Source organism: Streptomyces globisporus (assembly GCF_003501885.1).
GTDB lineage: Bacteria > Actinomycetota > Actinomycetes > Streptomycetales > Streptomycetaceae > Streptomyces > Streptomyces globisporus_D.
The window spans coordinates 1-17378 of sequence record NZ_QWFA01000006.1 but is presented as its reverse complement, the minus strand read 5'-3'; the positions used below and the strand labels follow the sequence as shown (position 1 = coordinate 17378).

Sequence of the window (17378 nt, the reverse complement as noted above, 5' to 3'; positions counted from 1 at the left end):
GTGAAACACCGCGCGTCCGAACAGCTCGCCTCCGGACACAGCGCATCCGGACACAGCGAAGGGCCGCACCCAGGGGGGTGCGGCCCTTCAGTGGCTCTGCTGAGCTCTGCCCTTAGGCAGCAACGACCTCGACGCCGAGCTTCGCTGCGACCTCGGGGTGCAGACGGACGGACACCTGGTGTCCGCCGAGCGTCTTGATCGGCGAGCCGAGCTCGACGCGACGCTTGTCGACGTCGGGACCACCGGCAGCCTTGATCGCCGAGGCGATGTCGGCCGGGGTCACGGAGCCGAAGAGACGGCCGGCGTCGCCGGAGCGAACAGCCAGACGGACCTTCACGCCCTCGAGCTTGGCCTTGATCTCGTTGGCCTGCTCGATCGTCGCGATCTCGTGGATCTTGCGGGCGCGGCGGATCTGCGCCACGTCCTTCTCGCCGCCCTTGGTCCAGCGAATGGCGAAGCCACGCGGAACCAGGTAGTTGCGGGCGTACCCGTCCTTGACGTCGACGACGTCGCCGGCGGCACCGAGGCCGGAGACCTCGTGGGTGAGGATGATCTTCATGCTGTTGTCACCCTTCCCTTATCGCGCGGTGGACGTGTAGGGCAGCAGCGCCATCTCACGGCTGTTCTTGACTGCCGTGGCGACGTCACGCTGGTGCTGCGTGCAGTTGCCGGTGACGCGGCGGGCACGGATCTTGCCGCGGTCGGAAATGAACTTCCGCAGCATGTTCGTGTCCTTGTAGTCCACGTACTGGGTCTTGTCCTTGCAGAACGCGCAGACCTTCTTCTTAGGCTTGCGCACAGGCGGCTTCGCCATGGTGTTTCTCCTGTGTGATCAAGAAGTGGGGGTACGAGCAGCCCTAGAAGGGAGGCTCGTCCGAGTAGCCGCCGCCGGAGGAGCCGCCGGAACCGCCGGAGCTTCCGCCCCAGCCGCTCCCGCCGCCCTGCTGTCCCCCGCCCTGGCCGCCGGCCGGCGAGCCGGTCGCCCACGGGTCGTCGGCGGGTGCACCGCCGCCGCCCTGCTGGCCACCGCCACCGGGACCGCCGCCCCAGTTGCCGCCGCCCTGCTGGCCGCCGCCGTATCCACCCTGGCCGCCCTGACCACCACGACCGGTGGTCTTGGTGACCTTGGCCGTGGCGTTCTTGAGGCTGGGGCCGACTTCCTCGACGTCCAGCTCGTAGACCGTGCGCTTGACGCCCTCACGGTCCTCGTAGGACCGCTGCTTCAGCCGGCCCTGCACGACGACGCGCATGCCTCGCTGGAGCGATTCCGCGACGTTCTCCGCCGCCTGACGCCAGACCGAGCAGGTGAGGAACAGGCCTTCGCCGTCCTTCCACTCATTGGTCTGCCGGTCGAAGATGCGGGGAGTGGACGCGACACGGAACTTCGCGACCGCCGCACCGGACGGGGTGAAGCGCAGCTCGGGGTCGTCGACGAGATTGCCGACGACCGTGATGACGGTCTCGCCTGCCATGGGTGAACCTCTCGGCGGGGATTGCTTCTGGCTGCTTGCTGCTACTCGGACCCGAAAACCGCTGAGCTAGATGCTCAGTGGACTTCGGGACGGAGGACCTTGGTCCGGAGGACCGACTCGTTCAGGTTCATCTGGCGGTCGAGCTCCTTGACGACCGCAGGCTCGGCCTGCAGGTCGATGACCGAGTAGATGCCCTCGGGCTTCTTCTTGATCTCGTAGGCGAGCCGACGACGGCCCCAGGTGTCGACCTTCTCCACCTTTCCGTTGCCCTCACGGACGACGGAGAGGAAGTTCTCGATCAGCGGGGAGACTGCTCGCTCCTCGAGATCGGGGTCGAGGATGACCATCACCTCGTAGTGACGCATGTGGAACCCACCTCCTTTGGACTCAGCGGCCACGGTCGTTCCGTGGCAGGAGGGTCGTGATGCGTGATGCAACGGCGTCCCCGAGGAGAACACCCGGCACTGACAATCCGCTCCCGAACGATCCCGTGGGGGAGGTTCGGGGAGAGGCTCGCCGTGCTGGCCTGGGCAGACACCGGTGCAGACCGTACAGACTACCCGTAGACCGGCTTCCGGTTGAAATCAGGAGCTCAGAGGGCACAATCGAGACAGATGCGGTGTGAGAGGCGCTACACCCGCCGCAGCGGGAGAGGCGCGGACCCACCCGCCCCATCTGTCCGGCCAGGAGGTACTCCATGGCACAGACCATCCGCCCCGCCGGCTCCCGGTCCCCGACCGGCCGCCGCGCCACCGGTTCGCTCTTCGCGACGGACGGCAAGCCGCACCCCGTCCAGGACGTCCTGATGGTGGTGACCGGGGTGCTCGGCATCCTCGCGTTCGTCACGGCGATGTTCCACGATCTGCACCTGATCAGCTCCTGGGCAGGCCTCATCGGGATTCTGACCGGCGCCTACGGCCAGTACATCTCGAAGACCACCTGGGAAAGGTTCGGCCTGATCATGGGCCTTGGGGCCTCCGCGGTCGGCTTCTACCTCGGCATGGCCCACGGCGGCCTCTTCGGCGGCGTGATCACCTGACCGGAGCACCGGCCGGAAAGCGGAGCGGTGCGGGTGCCCGGGCACCCGCACCGCTCCGCGTCGCATTCCGTCCCCCCGGGGCCAGGCCGGGCACCCCTCGGTCACAGTAGGCTTCGGCGCGAGAGCCGGAGCCCCTGACCGATGGGGACACACCTGCCGAGGAGCGCCCCGCATGAGCCTGACCCTGAGGACCATCAGCCGAGAGCAGCATCTGGCATACATCCAGAGCCTGCCTTCGGCCAGTCACTGCCAGGTCCCGGCGTGGGCTGATGTGAAGACCGAATGGCGCTCGGAGAACCTGGGCTGGTTCGACCGGGACGGACAGATCGTCGGCGCGGGCCTCGTCCTGTACCGCCAGCTGCCCAAGATCAAGCGCTACCTGGCGTATCTCCCCGAGGGCCCGGTCATCAATTGGTACGCGCCGAACCTGGACGACTGGCTCCAGCCGATGCTCGCCCACCTCAAGCAGCAGGGCGCCTTCTCCGTGAAGATGGGCCCGCCGGTGGTCATCCGCCGCTGGGACTCCGCGGCCATCAAGTCCGGCATCCAGGACCCGGACGTGAAGCGCCTGCGCGACGTCGAGGCCACCCACATCGAGCCGCGCGCCTTCGAGGTCGCGGACCGGCTGCGGAAGATGGGCTGGCAGCAGGGCGAGGACGGCGGCGCCGGATTCGGTGACGTACAGCCCCGCTACGTCTTCCAGGTGCCGCTGGCCAACCGCTCCCTGGAAAACGTCCTCAAGGGCTTCAACCAGCTGTGGCGCCGCAACATCAAGAAGGCCGACAAGGCAGGCGTCGAGGTCGTCCAGGGCGGCTACGAGGACTTGGCCGAGTGGCAGCGGCTGTACGAGATCACCGCCGTGCGCGACCACTTCCGGCCGCGCCCGCTCTCGTACTTCCAGCGCATGTGGACCGTCCTCAACTCCGAGGACCCCAACCGGATGCGGCTCTACTTCGCCCGGCACAACGGCGTGAACCTCTCCGCGGCCACGATGCTCGTCGTCGGCGGACACGTCTGGTACTCCTACGGCGCCTCCGACAACATCGGGCGCGAGGTCCGGCCGTCGAACGCGATGCAGTGGCGGATGCTGCGCGACAGCTACGCGATGGGCGCGACCGTCTACGACCTGCGCGGCATCAGCGACTCGCTGGACGAGACCGACCACCTCTTCGGCCTGATCCAGTTCAAGGTCGGCACCGGCGGCGAGGCCGTCGAGTACGTCGGCGAGTGGGACTTCCCGCTCAACAAGCTGCTCCACAAGGCGCTCGACATCTACATGTCGCGCCGCTGACCGGCTTCAATACCCTTCGCGGCACCACCCGTTCGTTCCCTGATTCACCGCAGCCACCAGAAAGGTTCCGGGCCGGCCATGGCGCTCTCCCTCTACGTCGACACCGCGCGCTGGCGGGCGCACCAGAAGTCCGTGATCGACCAGTTCCCCGGGCTCGTCCCCGTCTGCAAGGGCAACGGCTACGGCTTCGGCCATGAGCGCCTCGCCGACGAGACGATCCGCTTCGGGTCCGACACCCTCGCCGTGGGGACGACCTACGAGGCGGCCCGGATCAAGGACTGGTTCAGCGGGGACCTGCTCGTCCTGACCCCGTTCCGGCGGGGCGAGGAGCCCGTACCGCTGCCGGACCGCGTCATCCGGTCCGTCTCCTCCGTCGACGGGGTGCACGCCCTGGTAGGCGCCCGGGTCGTCATCGAGTGCATGAGCTCGATGAAGCGCCACGGCGTCAAGGAGGAGGAGCTGGGACAGCTGCACGCGGCGATCGAGGACGTACGGCTCGAAGGCTTCGCGCTGCACCTGCCGCTGGACCGCACCGACGGCTCCGACGCCGTCGAGGAGGTCATCGGCTGGATGGACCGGCTGCGCGCGGCCCGACTGCCGCTTCACACCATGTTCGTCAGCCATCTGCGCGCCGAGGAGCTGGCCCGGCTCCAGCAGCAGTTCCCGCAGACCCGCTTCCGCGCCCGGATCGGCACCCGGCTCTGGCTCGGCGACCACGAGGCCACCGAGTACCGGGGGGCCGTCCTGGACGTCACCCCCGTCGTCAAGGGCGACCGGTTCGGCTACCGCCAGCAGAAGGCCGCCTCCGACGGCTGGCTGGTCGTGGTGGCCGGCGGTACGTCCCACGGGGTCGGCCTGGAGGCGCCCAAGGCGCTGCACGGCGTGATGCCGAGGGCCAAGGGCGTCGCCCGCGCGGGCCTGGCCACGGTCAACCGGAACCTGTCGCCGTTCGTCTGGGCGGGCAAGCAGCGGTGGTTCGCCGAGCCGCCGCACATGCAGGTGTCCATCCTGTTCGTACCCTCGGACGCCCAGGAGCCGCGGGTCGGCGACGAACTGGTCGCCCATCTGCGCCACACGACCACGCAGTACGACCGACTCGTCGACCGCTGAGCCGCCTGTTCCGCAAAGCCCCCCGGGTCAGCCGTTCCGGGCGGGCGTAACGCCCCACTCCACCTGAGGCCCGTCCGTCCGAGCCGCGTGCCCGGACGGACGGGCCTCGGGCGCGAGCACGAACGCGTCCGGGGCTCCGTCGAGCACCCCGCCCGACGGGTCGTCCGACCCGTCCGCGCGCACCGGGTCCTTCACCGGCTGCAGGACGTCCCGGACGATCAGCGCGCACAGGTACAGCGTGCCCAGCAGGTGCAGGGCGATCGCGACCTGGTAGCCCTCCTGCGGCAGCCCCTGGTGCTTGTCCCCGCCGCTGGTGTAGGCGAGGTAGGACCAGATCCCGAGGAAGTACATGACCTCGCAGGCCTGCCAGATGAGGAAGTCGCGCCAGCGCGGCCGGGCCAGGACGGCCAGAGGGATCAGCCAGAGCACGTACTGCGGTGAGTAGACCTTGTTCGTCAGGATGAACGCGGCCACCACCAGGAACGCCAGCTGGGCGAAGCGCGGCCTGCGGGCCGCGGAGAGTGCCAGACCGGCGATGCCCGCGCAGAAGACGACCATGAGGACGACCGAGGCGGTGTTGACCGTCTCCACGTCGATGGGCTTGCCGGTGCGCTGCGTGATGATCAGCCAGAACGACCCGAAGTCGATCGGCCTCTCCTGGCTGAAGGTGTAGAACTTCCGCCATCCCTCCGGGGCGAAGATCATCACCGGCAGGTTCACCACCAGCCAGGCCGCACCCGCGCCCAGCAGGGCCGTCCCGAACTCGCGCCACCGGCCCGCCCGCCAGCAGAGCACCAGGAGCGGGCCGAGCAGGAGGACGGGGTAGAGCTTGGCGGCCGTGGCCAGGCCGATGAGGATCCCGAACGCGAGGACCCGGCCCCGGGACCACATGAGCATCGCCGCGGCCGTCATGGCGACGGCCAGCAGGTCCCAGTTGATGGTCGCGGTGAGGACGAACGCGGGTGCCAGCGCGACCATCAGACCGTCCCAGGGGCGGCGCCGCTGCGTGCGGACGGTGCACACGGCGATGACCACCGCGCAGATCATCAGCATGCCCGCGTTGACCATCCAGTACATCTGCTCGCGCTGCTGGATGGGGTCGCTGTCGGGCGTCAGCGTCAGCCAGGCCGCAACCTGCATGAACACCCCGGTCAGCACGGGGTACTCCAGGTACTGCATATCGCCGCTCAGCCGGTCGAAGTACGGCACGAGGCCGTCGGCGAACCCGCGTCCCAGAAAGAGGTGCGGAATGTCGGAGTAGCAGGCGTGCGTGTACTGCGAGGTGGCACCGCGGAACCAGGCCCACTCGTAGCAGGGGATCTTCTGCACCATGCCGAGGGCGAACATCCCGATCATGACCAGCGCGACCACGCGTACGGGCGTGAGCGGACCGTCGCCCAGCCGCGCCCAGCGCCCCACCCGGCCACCGAACAGCTCGCTGCCGGCCGCGGCGACCTCGTCCTGATCGGTGGGCCGCACGACAGGCGGTTCCTGGTGCACGCTCGTGTCTTCTGCGCTGGGGCTTGGCATGCCGCACATCCTGCCGTACGGGGCTGTGTCCGGGGCAAGGTCCGCTCGGGGGACACGGGAGGAGTACGCGGGATGCCGCGCGCCGCNCGCCGCGTTTCTGAGCCGGCCCCTGAGGGGCGCGACCAGCGGTCCGGCTATCCGGAGTTGCCCCAGATGGAGCCGGTTCCGCCCGGGTTGCCGTTGGCTCCCTGGGCTCCGCCGTTGTCCGTGCCGTCGGTCGTTCCGGTGTTGTCGCCACCACCGTCGGCTCCGGTGTTGTCACCGCCACCGTCCGCGCCGGTGTTGTCGCCACCACCGTCCGCCCCCGCGTTCGCCCCGCCGTTGGCCTCCTGGCAGTTCGGGTCGAAGATGCCGCAGGTCCTGCTCGGCGTCGGGGTCGGGCTCGGGGTGGTCGGGGTGGGCGTCGGCGTCGGGCTCGGATCCTCGGAGGGCTCCTCCGAGGGCGTCGGGCTGGGCGTCGGGCTGGGGCTGACCGCGCCGCCGCCCCACACGACCTCGCCCGGGTCCTGCGGTTCGGGGAAGGCGATGGCCTTCTTGCCCTTCATCGCCCCGGTCATGTAGTCGTGCCAGATGGAGGCCGGGAACGAGTTTCCGTGGATCTTCTCCTCGCCACCCGTTCCGAACATCTTCTCGAACTCGCGCGTCTTGTTCGTCTCGTCGTCGTCGAGCCGGAACATGCTGATGGCGGTCGAGATCTGCCGGGTGTACCCCACGAACCAGGCGGACCGGTTGCCGTCGGTCGTACCGGTCTTGCCCGCGGCCTCACGGCCCTCCAGGCGGGCGGGCTTACCCGTCCCGTTCTCGACGACGCCCTTCAGGACGTCCGTGACGTTGTCGGCGATCATCGGGCTGAAGGCGCGCTTGGGCTTCTTCTTGTGCTGGAAGACGACCTGCCCCTCCCGCTTCACCTCGGTGACCGAGTAGGTGTCGTTCTGCTGACCGCTCGTGGCGAAGGTGGAGTAGGCCCCCGCCATGCGGATGGCGCTGGGCGACGAAGTGCCGATGGAGAACGACGGAACGGTCGCGTCCGCCATGAAGGTGTCGTCCTTCAGACCGGCGGCGACGGCGACGTCCTTGACCTTGTCGGTACCGACATCCATGCCGAGCTGCACGAACGGGGAGTTGGCGGACTTCTCCATGGCCGTCCGCAGGTCGATCTCACCGTAGTTGTAGTTGCCGTCGTTGGTCTGACGCCATTCCTCGTCGTCCTCGTTCAGCCAGATCTTGCCCGTGTAGTCCCTGATCCGCAGGCCGTCGTCACCGTTGTAGATGCTCTTCGGCGAGATCTGGGTGCGCTGGGACTCGCTCTGCTCCGGAGAACCGGCCGGATCGCGCACGCCGTACTGCATGGCCGCCGCCAGGACGAAGGGCTTCCACGTCGAACCGACCTGGGCGCCGGTGGCGTCGGCGTTGTTCGTGAAGTGCGTGGTGGCGTCCTGACCGCCGTACGTGGCGATGATGGCGCCGGTCCTCGCGTCCACGGACGCCCCGCCGAACTCGACGTGCGTGTCCGTCTCGGGGCGCTCCTTGGGCCGGATCTTGGCGTCGTAGACCTTCTTCACCGCCTCTTGGAGCTCCTCCACCCGCTTCTTCTGGAAGGTGGTGTGGATCTCGAAGCCGCCCAGTTCGAGGTCCTTGGCGGTGATGCCCTTGTCGTTGTTGGCCAGGAAGTACTTCTTGGCGAGGTCCACCAGGTAGCCGGTCTGGCCGCTCAGCTTGGTGTCCTGCGCCTTCGGCCGCGGCATCGGGAACTTGGTGTACTTGGCGCGCTCAGCCGCCGTCATCCGCCCGTCCTTGACCTGCTCGTCAAGGATCCACTTCCACCGGTCCTTGGCGCGCTCGGTGTTCTTCTCCTTCGTCGCGTTTTCCTTGTCGATGTCGGGGGCGCCGGCGGGGTCGTAGTAGCTCGCGCCCTTGAGCAGGGTGGCGAGGAAGGCGCACTCGCTCGGGTCCAGCTCGCTGGCGTCCTTGTTGTAATAGGTGCGGGCGGCTGCCTGCAGACCGGAGGCCCCACGTCCGTAGTACGAGACGTTGAGGTAGCCGGCCATCACGTCTTCCTTCTTCTCCTCGCCGGCCACCTTGAGCGTGATGAAGAGTTCCTTGAACTTCCGGGTGAACGTCTGGTCCTGGGAGAGCCTGGAGTTCTTGACGTACTGCTGGGTGATGGTCGACCCGCCCTGGGTCTCACCACCCGTGGCCATGTTGAACACCGCGCGCCCGATTCCCATCGGGTCGATGCCGCGGTCCGACTCGAAGCTCTTGTTCTCGGCGGAGATCACGGCGTTGCGCATCGCCTCCGGGATCTGCTCGTACTTGAGGATCTGGCGGTTCACCGCACCACCGGTCGCGACCATCGGCTTGCCGTCGGCCCAGTAGTAGACGTTGTTCTGGGCCCTGGCCGATTCGTTGATGTTCGGCTTGGACACCAAGGCGTACGAGATGCCCCCCACACCCATCAACAGTGCGAGGAACCCCAGACAGAGCCCCGAGACCAGCTTCCACGAGGGCACCCAGCGGCGGAACCCGTACTTGCCGTAGCGCGGGTAGTCGATCATCCGCTTCTTGCCGGGGCCACCGTTGTCGCGCCCACGACCCCCCGGGCCGTCGGGCCCCCCGCCACCACCGCGCCGTCGGCCGCCACCGCCGCCCGCGCCCTGGCCCCCGGCGTCGGCGCCCCGGCGGCGGCCGCCGCGCTGCGCCGCGCGGCGGGCCTCGGCGCGACTGCCGTACTGACGCTCCTCGCCGTACGACTCGGACGGCGATTCGGAAGGTGATACGGCAGTGGCTCTGCGTGACGGAGCGGCTCGGCGTCCGGTCGGCTGCTGGGCGGCTCGTCTGGCCGCGGCACGCCCGCCACCCTGTGGCTGCGGCGATTTGCGACGGTGCTCGCTCATGGAACGACTACTCCTCGGGCAGGCGAGAGCGCCTGGAAGCGGCAGTTGAGATCCGGTCCCCCCGAATTACGGACAAGCCCTGCGGAAGGCTCATCCGCAGTACATCCGGCAGTCCGCGATGACTGACGCGCGTCAGCGCTCCGCGGTTCCCGGTGGTCTGCATGCCGCACAGACTACGCACGGTCAAAACCCGCCTAGGGCCGAACTTCACCCCAAACAACGCAAGTCGAACCCTGGGAATTACCGATGTGACGCCGCTCACGAAGGTCACCCTTGTCGAACAGGACCGGCCGATCTATCGTGCTGATGTATCGAGTCGATACATCAGCGCGGCATAAGTACGCCGGTGATGCCGGTGGACCGTGCCGACCGAAGCAGCGGAAGAAGGAGGAGGCACCGGTGAGCCGACGCTCCGGCATCCTCGAGTTCGCCGTTCTCGGCCTGCTCCGCGAATCGCCGATGCACGGCTATGAACTGCGCAAACGCCTCAACACCTCGCTGGGGATCTTCCGTGCGTTCAGTTACGGGACCCTCTACCCCTGCCTCAAGACGCTGGTTGCCAGCGGCTGGTTGATCGAGGAGCCCGCCGGTGACCCGGCGGACACCGCGCCGGCCACCGGACGCTCGGCCGCTTCCTCCTCCTCGCTGACCGGACGCCGGGCGAAGATCGTCTACCGGCTGACGGCAGAAGGTAAGGAGCACTTCGAGGAGCTGCTGTCGCACACCGGTCCCGATGCCTGGGAGGACGAGCACTTCGCAGCGCGCTTCGCCTTCTTCGGCCAGACCGAACGCGATGTGCGGATGCGGGTGCTCGAAGGCCGGCGCAGTCGGCTGGAGGAGCGCCTGGAGAAGATGCGCGCCTCTCTCGCCCGCACCCGTGAACGACTCGACGACTACACACTTGAGCTGCAGCGGCACGGCATGGAGTCCGTGGAGCGCGAAGTGCGCTGGCTGAACGAGCTCATCGAGAGCGAGCGGTCGGGACGGGATCGGCGACGATCCTCGCCCGAGGGCTCTGCTCAGCAGGACACACCTGGAGAGACGGGCGGCCTGCCCCGGCACCGGGACAACACCCCGCCGGATCCGTCCGACGACACCGCCAAGTGAAGTCATCGCACTCCGCGGCGACTTCATCGGAAACACCGATTACACAGGGAGCAACCGGAATGGGTTCGGTTCGCGTAGCCATCGTAGGCGTGGGCAACTGCGCCGCCTCGCTGGTGCAGGGCGTCGAGTACTACAAGGACGCCGATCCGGCCGGCAAGGTGCCCGGTCTGATGCACGTCCAGTTCGGCGATTACCACGTCAGCGACGTCGAGTTCGTCGCCGCCTTCGACGTCGACGCGAAGAAGGTCGGCCTCGACCTCGCGGACGCCATCGGCGCCAGCGAGAACAACACCATCAAGATCGCGGACGTGCCGAACACGGGCGTGACCGTCCAGCGCGGCCACACCCACGACGGTCTCGGCAAGTACTACCGCGAGACGATCGAGGAGTCCACGGACGCCCCGGTCGACATCGTCCAGGTCCTCAAGGACAAGCAGGTCGACGTTCTCGTCTGCTACCTCCCCGTCGGTTCCGAGGTCGCCGCGAAGTTCTACGCGCAGTGCGCCATCGACGCCAAGGTCGCCTTCGTCAACGCCCTCCCGGTCTTCATCGCCGGCACCAAGGAGTGGGCGGACAAGTTCACCGAGGCCGGCGTCCCGATCGTCGGCGACGACATCAAGTCCCAGGTGGGCGCCACCATCACGCACCGCGTGATGGCGAAGCTCTTCGAGGACCGCGGTGTCATCCTGGACCGCACCATGCAGCTGAACGTCGGCGGCAACATGGACTTCAAGAACATGCTCGAGCGTGAGCGCCTGGAGTCCAAGAAGATCTCGAAGACGCAGGCCGTCACCTCGCAGATCCGTGACCGCGAACTCGGCGAGGGCAACGTCCACATCGGCCCCTCGGACTACGTGGCCTGGCTGGACGACCGCAAGTGGGCGTACGTGCGCCTCGAGGGCCGCGCCTTCGGCGACGTTCCGCTGAACCTGGAGTACAAGCTCGAGGTGTGGGACTCCCCGAACTCGGCCGGTGTCATCATCGACGCCGTCCGTGCGGCGAAGATCGCCAAGGACCGCGGCATCGGTGGCCCCATCCTCTCCGCGAGCAGCTACTTCATGAAGAGCCCGCCCGTGCAGTACTTCGACGACGAGGCCCGCGAGAACGTCGAGAAGTTCATCAAGGGCGAGACGGAGCGCTGAACCAGCCCTCCCGGCTGACAGCTCCACCGAAGCGCCGGCCGCTTCACCGGGAGTACTGAGCGGAGACGCTCATCCCTTCCTGCCGCACGTCGGGGGTCCCCGGGCAATCCGCCCGCGGACCCCCGACGTGTGTGACGCTTGCTCCCATGTCTGTCGCGCGTGATCTGCGCACCCTGCTGCGCCTGCGGAACTTCCGCCGCCTGCTCACCGTGCGGCTCCTGTCCCAGTCCGCCGACGGCGTCTACCAGGTCGCCCTCGCCGCGTACGTCGTCTTCTCCCCGGAGAAGCAGACGTCGGCCGCCGCCATCGCCTCCGCCATGGCCGTGCTCCTCCTGCCCTACTCCCTGATCGGGCCCTTCGCAGGGGTACTGCTGGACCGCTGGCCCCGGCGTCAGGTCTTTCTCTACGGGAACCTCCTGCGGGCCGCCCTGGCCTGCACCACCGCCCTGCTGATTCTCGCCGCGGTGCCCGACTGGCTCTTCTATGCCTCGGCCCTCTGCGTCACCGCCGTCAACCGCTTCGTACTGGCCGGTCTCTCCGCCGCCCTGCCCCGGGTCGTCGACACCGACCGCCTCGTCGTCGCCAACTCCCTCTCGCCGACCGCCGGCACCCTGGCGGCCACTGCGGGAGGTGGCCTCGCCTTCGCCGTACGGCTGCTCGCCGACGAGTCCGACGCGGCGGTCGTCCTCCTGGGGGCGGTGCTCTACCTGCTCTCCGCGCTGGCCTCCCTGAGCCTCCCCCGCACGCTGTTGGGGCCGGACCTCGACGAGAGCCCGATGCGGCTGCGGGCAGCTCTCGCCGTCACCGCCCGCGGGCTCGTCGCCGGGCTGCGCCATCTGGCGCAGCGGAGCCGCGCGGCGAAGGCTCTGGCCGCGATGACCGTGATCCGCTTCTGTTACGGCGCGCTCACCGTGATGGTGCTCATGCTGTGCCGCTACGCCTGGTCCGACACCGAGTCCGACGGGCTGGCCCTTCTCGGCCTGGCAGTCGCGGTGTCCGGCGCCGGATTCTTCATCGCCGCCGTTCTCACCCCGTGGGCGGTGGGACGGCTCGGCCGATACGGATGGATCGTAGGCTGCGCCGGGGCGGCGGCGGTCCTGGTGCCCGCCCTGGGCCTCTCCTTCACTCCTGTCCCGATACTGATCGCCGCGTTCGTGCTCGGCGTCGTGACGCAGGGGTCGAAGATCGCGACGGACACCGTCGTCCAGACCTCGGTCGACGATTCCTTCCGCGGCCGGGTCTTCTCGCTCTACGACGTGCTCTTCAACGTCGCGTTCGTGAGCGCCGCAGGGGTGGCGGCGCTGATGCTTCCCCCGGACGGCAGATCGGTGACCGTCCTGGCAGTCGTTTCGGTGCTGTACGCGGTGGTCGCGGTGACGATGTTCCGCTGGCGACGTGCCGACGGCCACCAGTAGCCGGTCATGGATGTGGTGAGGGGCGTTGTTTCACGTGAAACAACGCCCCTCACCACATCCCGTCGGCGATGTTTCACGTGAAACATCGCCCTGTCCGGCTCAGTCCTGCCGCGCCCACCACTCCTTGAGCGCCGCCACCGCGGCATCCCGCTCCATGGGCCCGTGCTCCAGGCGCTGCTCCAGCAGGAAGCCGTACGCCTTGCCGATCACCGGCCCCGGCCCGACCCCGAGAATCTGCATGATCTCGTTGCCGTCCAGATCAGGTCGGATCGAATCCAGCTCCTCCTGCTCCTGCAGCAGAGCGATGCGCTCCTCCAGCCCGTCGTAGGTGCGGGAGAGCGCGTTGGCCTTCCGCTTGTTCCGGGTCGTGCAGTCCGACCGGGTCAGCTTGTGGAGTCGCTCCAGCAGTGGCCCGGCGTCGCGGACATACCGGCGCACCGCGGAGTCGGTCCACTCGCCGTCGCCGTACCCGTGGAAACGCAGGTGCAGCTCCACCAGTTTCGACACGTCCTTGACCAGCTCGTTGGAGTACTTGAGCTCGGTCATGCGCTTCTTCGTCATCTTCGCGCCCACCACCTCGTGGTGGTGGAAGGAGACCCGGCCGTCCTTTTCGAAGCGGCGGGTGCGCGGCTTGCCGATGTCATGGAGGAGCGCGGCCAGCCGCAGGACAAGGTCGGGACCGTCCTCCTCCAGGTCGATGGCCTGCTCCAGGACGGTCAGCGAGTGCTCGTAGACGTCCTTGTGGCGGTGATGCTCGTCACTCTCCAGGCGCAGCGCGGGAAGCTCGGGCAGCACATGGGCGGCCAGCCCGGTGTCGACCAGGAGCCCCAGGCCCTTGCGCGGGTGCTGGGAGAGCAGGAGCTTGTTGAGCTCGTCGCGGACCCGCTCGGCGGAGACGATGTCGATCCGCGCGGCCATCTCCGTCATGGCGGTGACGACCTCAGGAGCGACCTCGAAGTCGAGCTGCGCGGCGAAGCGGGCCGCGCGCAGCATGCGCAGCGGGTCGTCGGAGAAGGACGCCTCGGGCGTGCCAGGAGTGCGCAGCACCCGGTCGGCGAGGTCCTTCAGCCCCCCGTACGGATCGACGAACTCCTTCTCCGGCAGCGCCACGGCCATCGCGTTGACCGTGAAGTCGCGGCGCACGAGGTCGTCCTCGATGGAGTCGCCGTAGGAGACCTCGGGCTTGCGTGAGGTCCGGTCGTAGGCCTCGGACCGGTAGGTCGTGACCTCGATCTGGTAGCCGTCCTTCTGGGAGCCGACGGTGCCGAAGGCGATCCCGACCTCCCACACCGAGTCGGCCCAGGGGCGGACGATCTTGAGCACGTCCTCGGGGCGGGCATCGGTGGTGAAGTCCAGGTCGTTCCCGAGCCGGCCCAGCAGAGCGTCGCGGACCGATCCGCCGACCAGCGCGAGACCGAATCCGGCCTCCTGGAATCTGCGGGCGAGGTCGTCGGCGACCGGGGACACCCGCAGCAGCTCACTCACCGCGCGGTGCTGCACCTGGCTCAGTGCACTGGCGTTCTCTTCGTTGGCGTTCGGCACAACAGAAAAGGGTACGTGCACCGGCCGGGCGCGACGTCATCGTTTACGGCGGCCCTGCGGGTTACCCGCGATCATGTGCGATGGACCCCAGCACTTCGGCCCGCCGCATCTCGTTACCATGCGGGGACGCAGGACCGAACGACCGACAGCAGCTGACGACGACGAGGGACGGGTAGGCGCGTGGCCGAGGCGGCAGACTTCCAGGGGACTCGTCCCTCTCCTGCCCGCCGGTTGCTCCGGCGTACGGCCTCGGCGGTGCTCGGAGCACCGCTGCTGGCCGGCCTCCTGGCCGTTCCGGCAGCCGGTGCCGCCCCGGCCGCCGAGCCGGCCAAGGCCCCCACAGGCTCCCGCACGGTCGATGTGTCCCTGGACACGCTCACTCCGAGCGTTCCGTCGGAGGACGACAACCTGACCGTCTCCGGAACGCTCACCAACAGGGGCAAGGAGACGATCAGCAGCGCCGAGGTCGATCTCCGGATCGGACCACAGCTCACCGGGCGCGGAGAGGTCGACGACGCCGCGAAGCGCTCCACGTACGTTCCCGGCGCCGACCCGATCACCGTCGGGGACAAGTACACGGTGAAGTTCCCCAAGCTCGCCAAGGGCATCAGCCAGGACTTCACGCTCACCGTCCCCGTGGACAAGCTGGGTCTGGACGACCCGGGCGTCTACCAGCTCGGCGTCTCGGTCTCCGGCCGGACGACCACGACCCCCTACGAGCAGGTGCTGGGCATTGAGCGCTCGTTCCTGCCCTGGCAGCCCGAGGCCAGCGACAAGAGGACGAAGCTCACCTTCCTCTGGCCGCTGATCGCGTCTCCCCATGTCACGGCGGAGACCCGCTCGGACGAGCAGCAGACTCCCGTGTTCACCGACGACGACCTGGCCGAGGAGCTGGCGCCCGGCGGCCGGCTGGAGCAGATGGTGGCCCTGGGCAGCCGGCTCCCCGTGACCTGGGTCATCGACCCGGACCTTTTGGCGAGCGTCGCGGCGATGGCAGGGAAGTACGAGGTCGAGTCGGGTGACACGACCGTCCCGGGCAAGAATCAGGCGCTCGCCAAGCAGTGGCTCACCGCTCTGGAGAAGGTGGTCGAGGACGGCAAGGTGATCGCGCTGCCGTTCGCCGACCCCGATCTGGCCTCCATCGCCCACCGCGGCAAGTCCGTCACCGGAACGCTCAGCCATCTGCAGAACGCCTCCACGGTGGCCGCGGCCACCGTGGAGACCATCCTCCATGTGAAACCGTCCACCGACTTCGCCTGGCCCGTGAACGGCGCCGTGGACTCCTCCATCGTCGATGTGGCGACGTCGGCGGGCGCCCACAACGTGATCGCCCGCAGCGACAGCTTCCGGGAGACCGCGGCGCTTCCGTACACGCCGAGCGCGGCACGACCGATCGGCGGCGGAACCACCGCGGTCGTCGCGGACGCCCGGCTGTCGACCCTGTTCGACGGCGACATGTCACGGGCGGGCGCCTCCACCCTCGCGGTCCAGAAGTTCCTCGCCCAGACCCTCGCCCTGACCGAGCAGGCACCGGACAACGAGCGCAGCATCGTCGTGGCCCCACCGCGGATGCCCACCGCCGCGCAGGCCCAGACGATGGCCCGCGCCTTGGAGGGGCTGTCCGGCAACCGGTGGACGCAGCCCCTCGACCTGGTGGCCGCCGCCGAGGTGAAGCCCGACCCGAGGGCCACCACCAAGGTCCCCCGCGCCTCCGCCTACCCGAAGAAGCTCCGCGCCCAGGAACTGCCCACACAGGCGTTCCAGGACATCCGCACGACCCAGGGGTCCCTCGACAGCTTCGAGACGATCCTGACGCAGCCCGAGCGCGTGGTGACGCCGTTCGGCAACGCCGTCAACCGATCGATGTCGACGTCGTGGCGCGGCCGGTCCCTGGAGGCGCAGCAGTACCGGGACGCGGTCCGCGACTACCTGCAGAGCCTCACCTCCGAGGTACAGCTCATCGAGAAGTCCGACGTCACCCTCTCCGGGCGCAGCGCGACCATCCCGGTCACCGTGCAGAACAAGCTGGTGCAGGGCGTGGACCGGCTGCATCTCCAGCTGACCTCGGACAACATCCGGCTCAAGTTCAACGACGACGGCACCACGGCCAAACTGCCGGTCAGCATCGCGGGCGGGCACAGCCAGTCCGTGAAGTTCGACACGGCGACCAGCGCCAACGGCCGGGCCCAGGTGACCGCCCGGCTCTTCACGGAGGACGGCACGCCGTACGGCAAGGAGATGACCTTCACCGTGAAGGTCTCCGAGGTGACGCCCACCGTGCTGCTCGTGATCGCCGGCGGACTGCTGCTCCTGGTGCTGGCCGGCATCAGGATGTACAGCCACCGCAAGCGCGCGGTGGCAAGCGACGCGGCGGACGGCAACGGTGACGGACCCGAGCAGCCGAGTGACCCGGCTCCGGACACCGGACCGGAAAGCGGGGCCCCGTCGGGAACGGGTGAGAAAGTGGACCGTTGAGCGATGTCTGTCGTGGCCGGTCGGCCGGGGACGATGAGGTAGGGGTTTCGATGAACGCGCCGTACGACGGTGACCGCGGGCAGGGCGCGGGCGGAGCAGCGTCTCCGGGCGGGCCTCCGGTTCCTCCGGGCGCGGGCCAGGACGGCTCCGTGCCGCCGGACCCGTACCTCCAGCAACCGGACCCGTACCTCCAGCACGCCTACGACGACGATCCCTACCGGGCGCAGGACCTGACCGCACAGGACCCGGTGGACGAGGCGCTCTACGACCGCGCCGCCCACCCGCCGCCGCCTCCCGGCACCTACCAGGAACCGGCACCGCTCTACCAGCAGCCGCCCCCCGCCCCGTACGCCCCGGACCC

The 17378-nt window shown here is 68.7% G+C and carries 14 protein-coding genes and 1 pseudogene; 8 read left to right on the top strand and 7 right to left on the bottom strand.

Translation table 11 applies throughout. From position 1 onward, the window contains the following. Positions 1–112: 112 nt before the first annotated feature. The 4 genes from rplI to rpsF form a co-directional block, all read right to left on the bottom strand. Positions 113–559, bottom strand: coding sequence for a 50S ribosomal protein L9 (gene rplI / locus D3105_RS02120; protein WP_030576021.1), 447 nt, complete (start codon positions 557–559; stop codon positions 113–115). Between the two features lie 18 nt (positions 560–577). Then, positions 578–814 (bottom strand): 30S ribosomal protein S18, encoded by a 237-nt coding sequence (gene rpsR, locus D3105_RS02115; protein ID WP_003967857.1) that lies wholly within the window; start codon positions 812–814, stop codon positions 578–580. A 43-nt stretch (positions 815–857) separates the two neighbouring features. Next, entirely contained in the window at positions 858–1472 is a 615-nt protein-coding gene (locus tag D3105_RS02110; protein WP_118899409.1) for a single-stranded DNA-binding protein, read from the bottom strand. A 74-nt stretch (positions 1473–1546) separates the two neighbouring features. Further along, positions 1547–1837, bottom strand: coding sequence for a 30S ribosomal protein S6 (gene rpsF / locus D3105_RS02105; RefSeq protein ID WP_006126011.1), 291 nt, complete (start codon positions 1835–1837; stop codon positions 1547–1549). A gap of 332 nt (positions 1838–2169) precedes the next feature. Here rpsF and D3105_RS02100 point away from each other — a divergent pair, with 332 nt between their 5' ends. The 3 genes from D3105_RS02100 (at position 2170) to D3105_RS02090 (ending at position 4912) form a co-directional block, all read left to right on the top strand. Beyond that, positions 2170–2511 carry a hypothetical protein gene (locus D3105_RS02100; protein WP_118899407.1) on the top strand — a complete coding sequence of 114 codons (342 nt, stop codon included), beginning with the start codon at positions 2170–2172 and terminating at the stop codon, positions 2509–2511. A gap of 172 nt (positions 2512–2683) precedes the next feature. Next, the gene (locus D3105_RS02095) at positions 2684–3802 is read left to right on the top strand and encodes a lipid II:glycine glycyltransferase FemX (RefSeq protein ID WP_118899405.1); all 1119 of its coding nucleotides are present in this window, start codon (positions 2684–2686) and stop codon (positions 3800–3802) included. A 78-nt stretch (positions 3803–3880) separates the two neighbouring features. Next, on the top strand, positions 3881–4912 hold the full coding sequence (locus D3105_RS02090; protein ID WP_003967862.1) for an alanine racemase: 1032 nt from the start codon (positions 3881–3883) through the stop codon (positions 4910–4912). Positions 4913–4939: 27 nt separating this feature from the next. On the opposite strand, the gene D3105_RS02085 is transcribed toward D3105_RS02090, so the two are convergent. Next, positions 4940–6451 (bottom strand): glycosyltransferase family 87 protein, encoded by a 1512-nt coding sequence (locus D3105_RS02085; protein WP_165890952.1) that lies wholly within the window; start codon positions 6449–6451, stop codon positions 4940–4942. Between the two features lie 125 nt (positions 6452–6576). Continuing rightward, on the bottom strand, positions 6577–8997 hold the full coding sequence (locus tag D3105_RS02080) for a transglycosylase domain-containing protein (RefSeq protein ID WP_118899401.1): 2421 nt from the start codon (positions 8995–8997) through the stop codon (positions 6577–6579). A gap of 738 nt (positions 8998–9735) precedes the next feature. On the opposite strand from D3105_RS02080, the gene D3105_RS02070 reads away from it, so the two are divergent. The 3 genes from D3105_RS02070 to D3105_RS02060 all read left to right on the top strand — a co-directional run bounded on the left by D3105_RS02070 (position 9736) and on the right by D3105_RS02060 (position 13000). Continuing rightward, positions 9736–10443, top strand: a complete 708-nt coding sequence (locus tag D3105_RS02070) for a PadR family transcriptional regulator (RefSeq protein WP_118899398.1) — start codon at positions 9736–9738, stop codon at positions 10441–10443. A gap of 59 nt (positions 10444–10502) precedes the next feature. Then, entirely contained in the window at positions 10503–11585 is a 1083-nt protein-coding gene (locus D3105_RS02065) for an inositol-3-phosphate synthase (RefSeq protein WP_097874097.1), read from the top strand. Between the two features lie 146 nt (positions 11586–11731). Then, positions 11732–13000 (top strand): MFS transporter, encoded by a 1269-nt coding sequence (locus D3105_RS02060; RefSeq protein WP_118899396.1) that lies wholly within the window; start codon positions 11732–11734, stop codon positions 12998–13000. Positions 13001–13099: 99 nt separating this feature from the next. Here D3105_RS02060 and D3105_RS02055 read toward each other — a convergent pair whose 3' ends face one another. Further along, positions 13100–14542, bottom strand: coding sequence for a CCA tRNA nucleotidyltransferase (locus D3105_RS02055; RefSeq protein ID WP_118899393.1), 1443 nt, complete (start codon positions 14540–14542; stop codon positions 13100–13102). A gap of 180 nt (positions 14543–14722) precedes the next feature. On the opposite strand from D3105_RS02055, the gene D3105_RS02050 reads away from it, so the two are divergent. Both D3105_RS02050 and D3105_RS02045 read left to right on the top strand, forming a co-directional pair. Next, positions 14723–17017 carry a DUF6049 family protein gene (locus D3105_RS02050; protein WP_118899391.1) on the top strand — a complete coding sequence of 765 codons (2295 nt, stop codon included), beginning with the start codon at positions 14723–14725 and terminating at the stop codon, positions 17015–17017. A gap of 50 nt (positions 17018–17067) precedes the next feature. Continuing rightward, positions 17068–17378: pseudogene (locus tag D3105_RS02045) on the top strand (murein biosynthesis integral membrane protein MurJ); the annotation flags it as partial.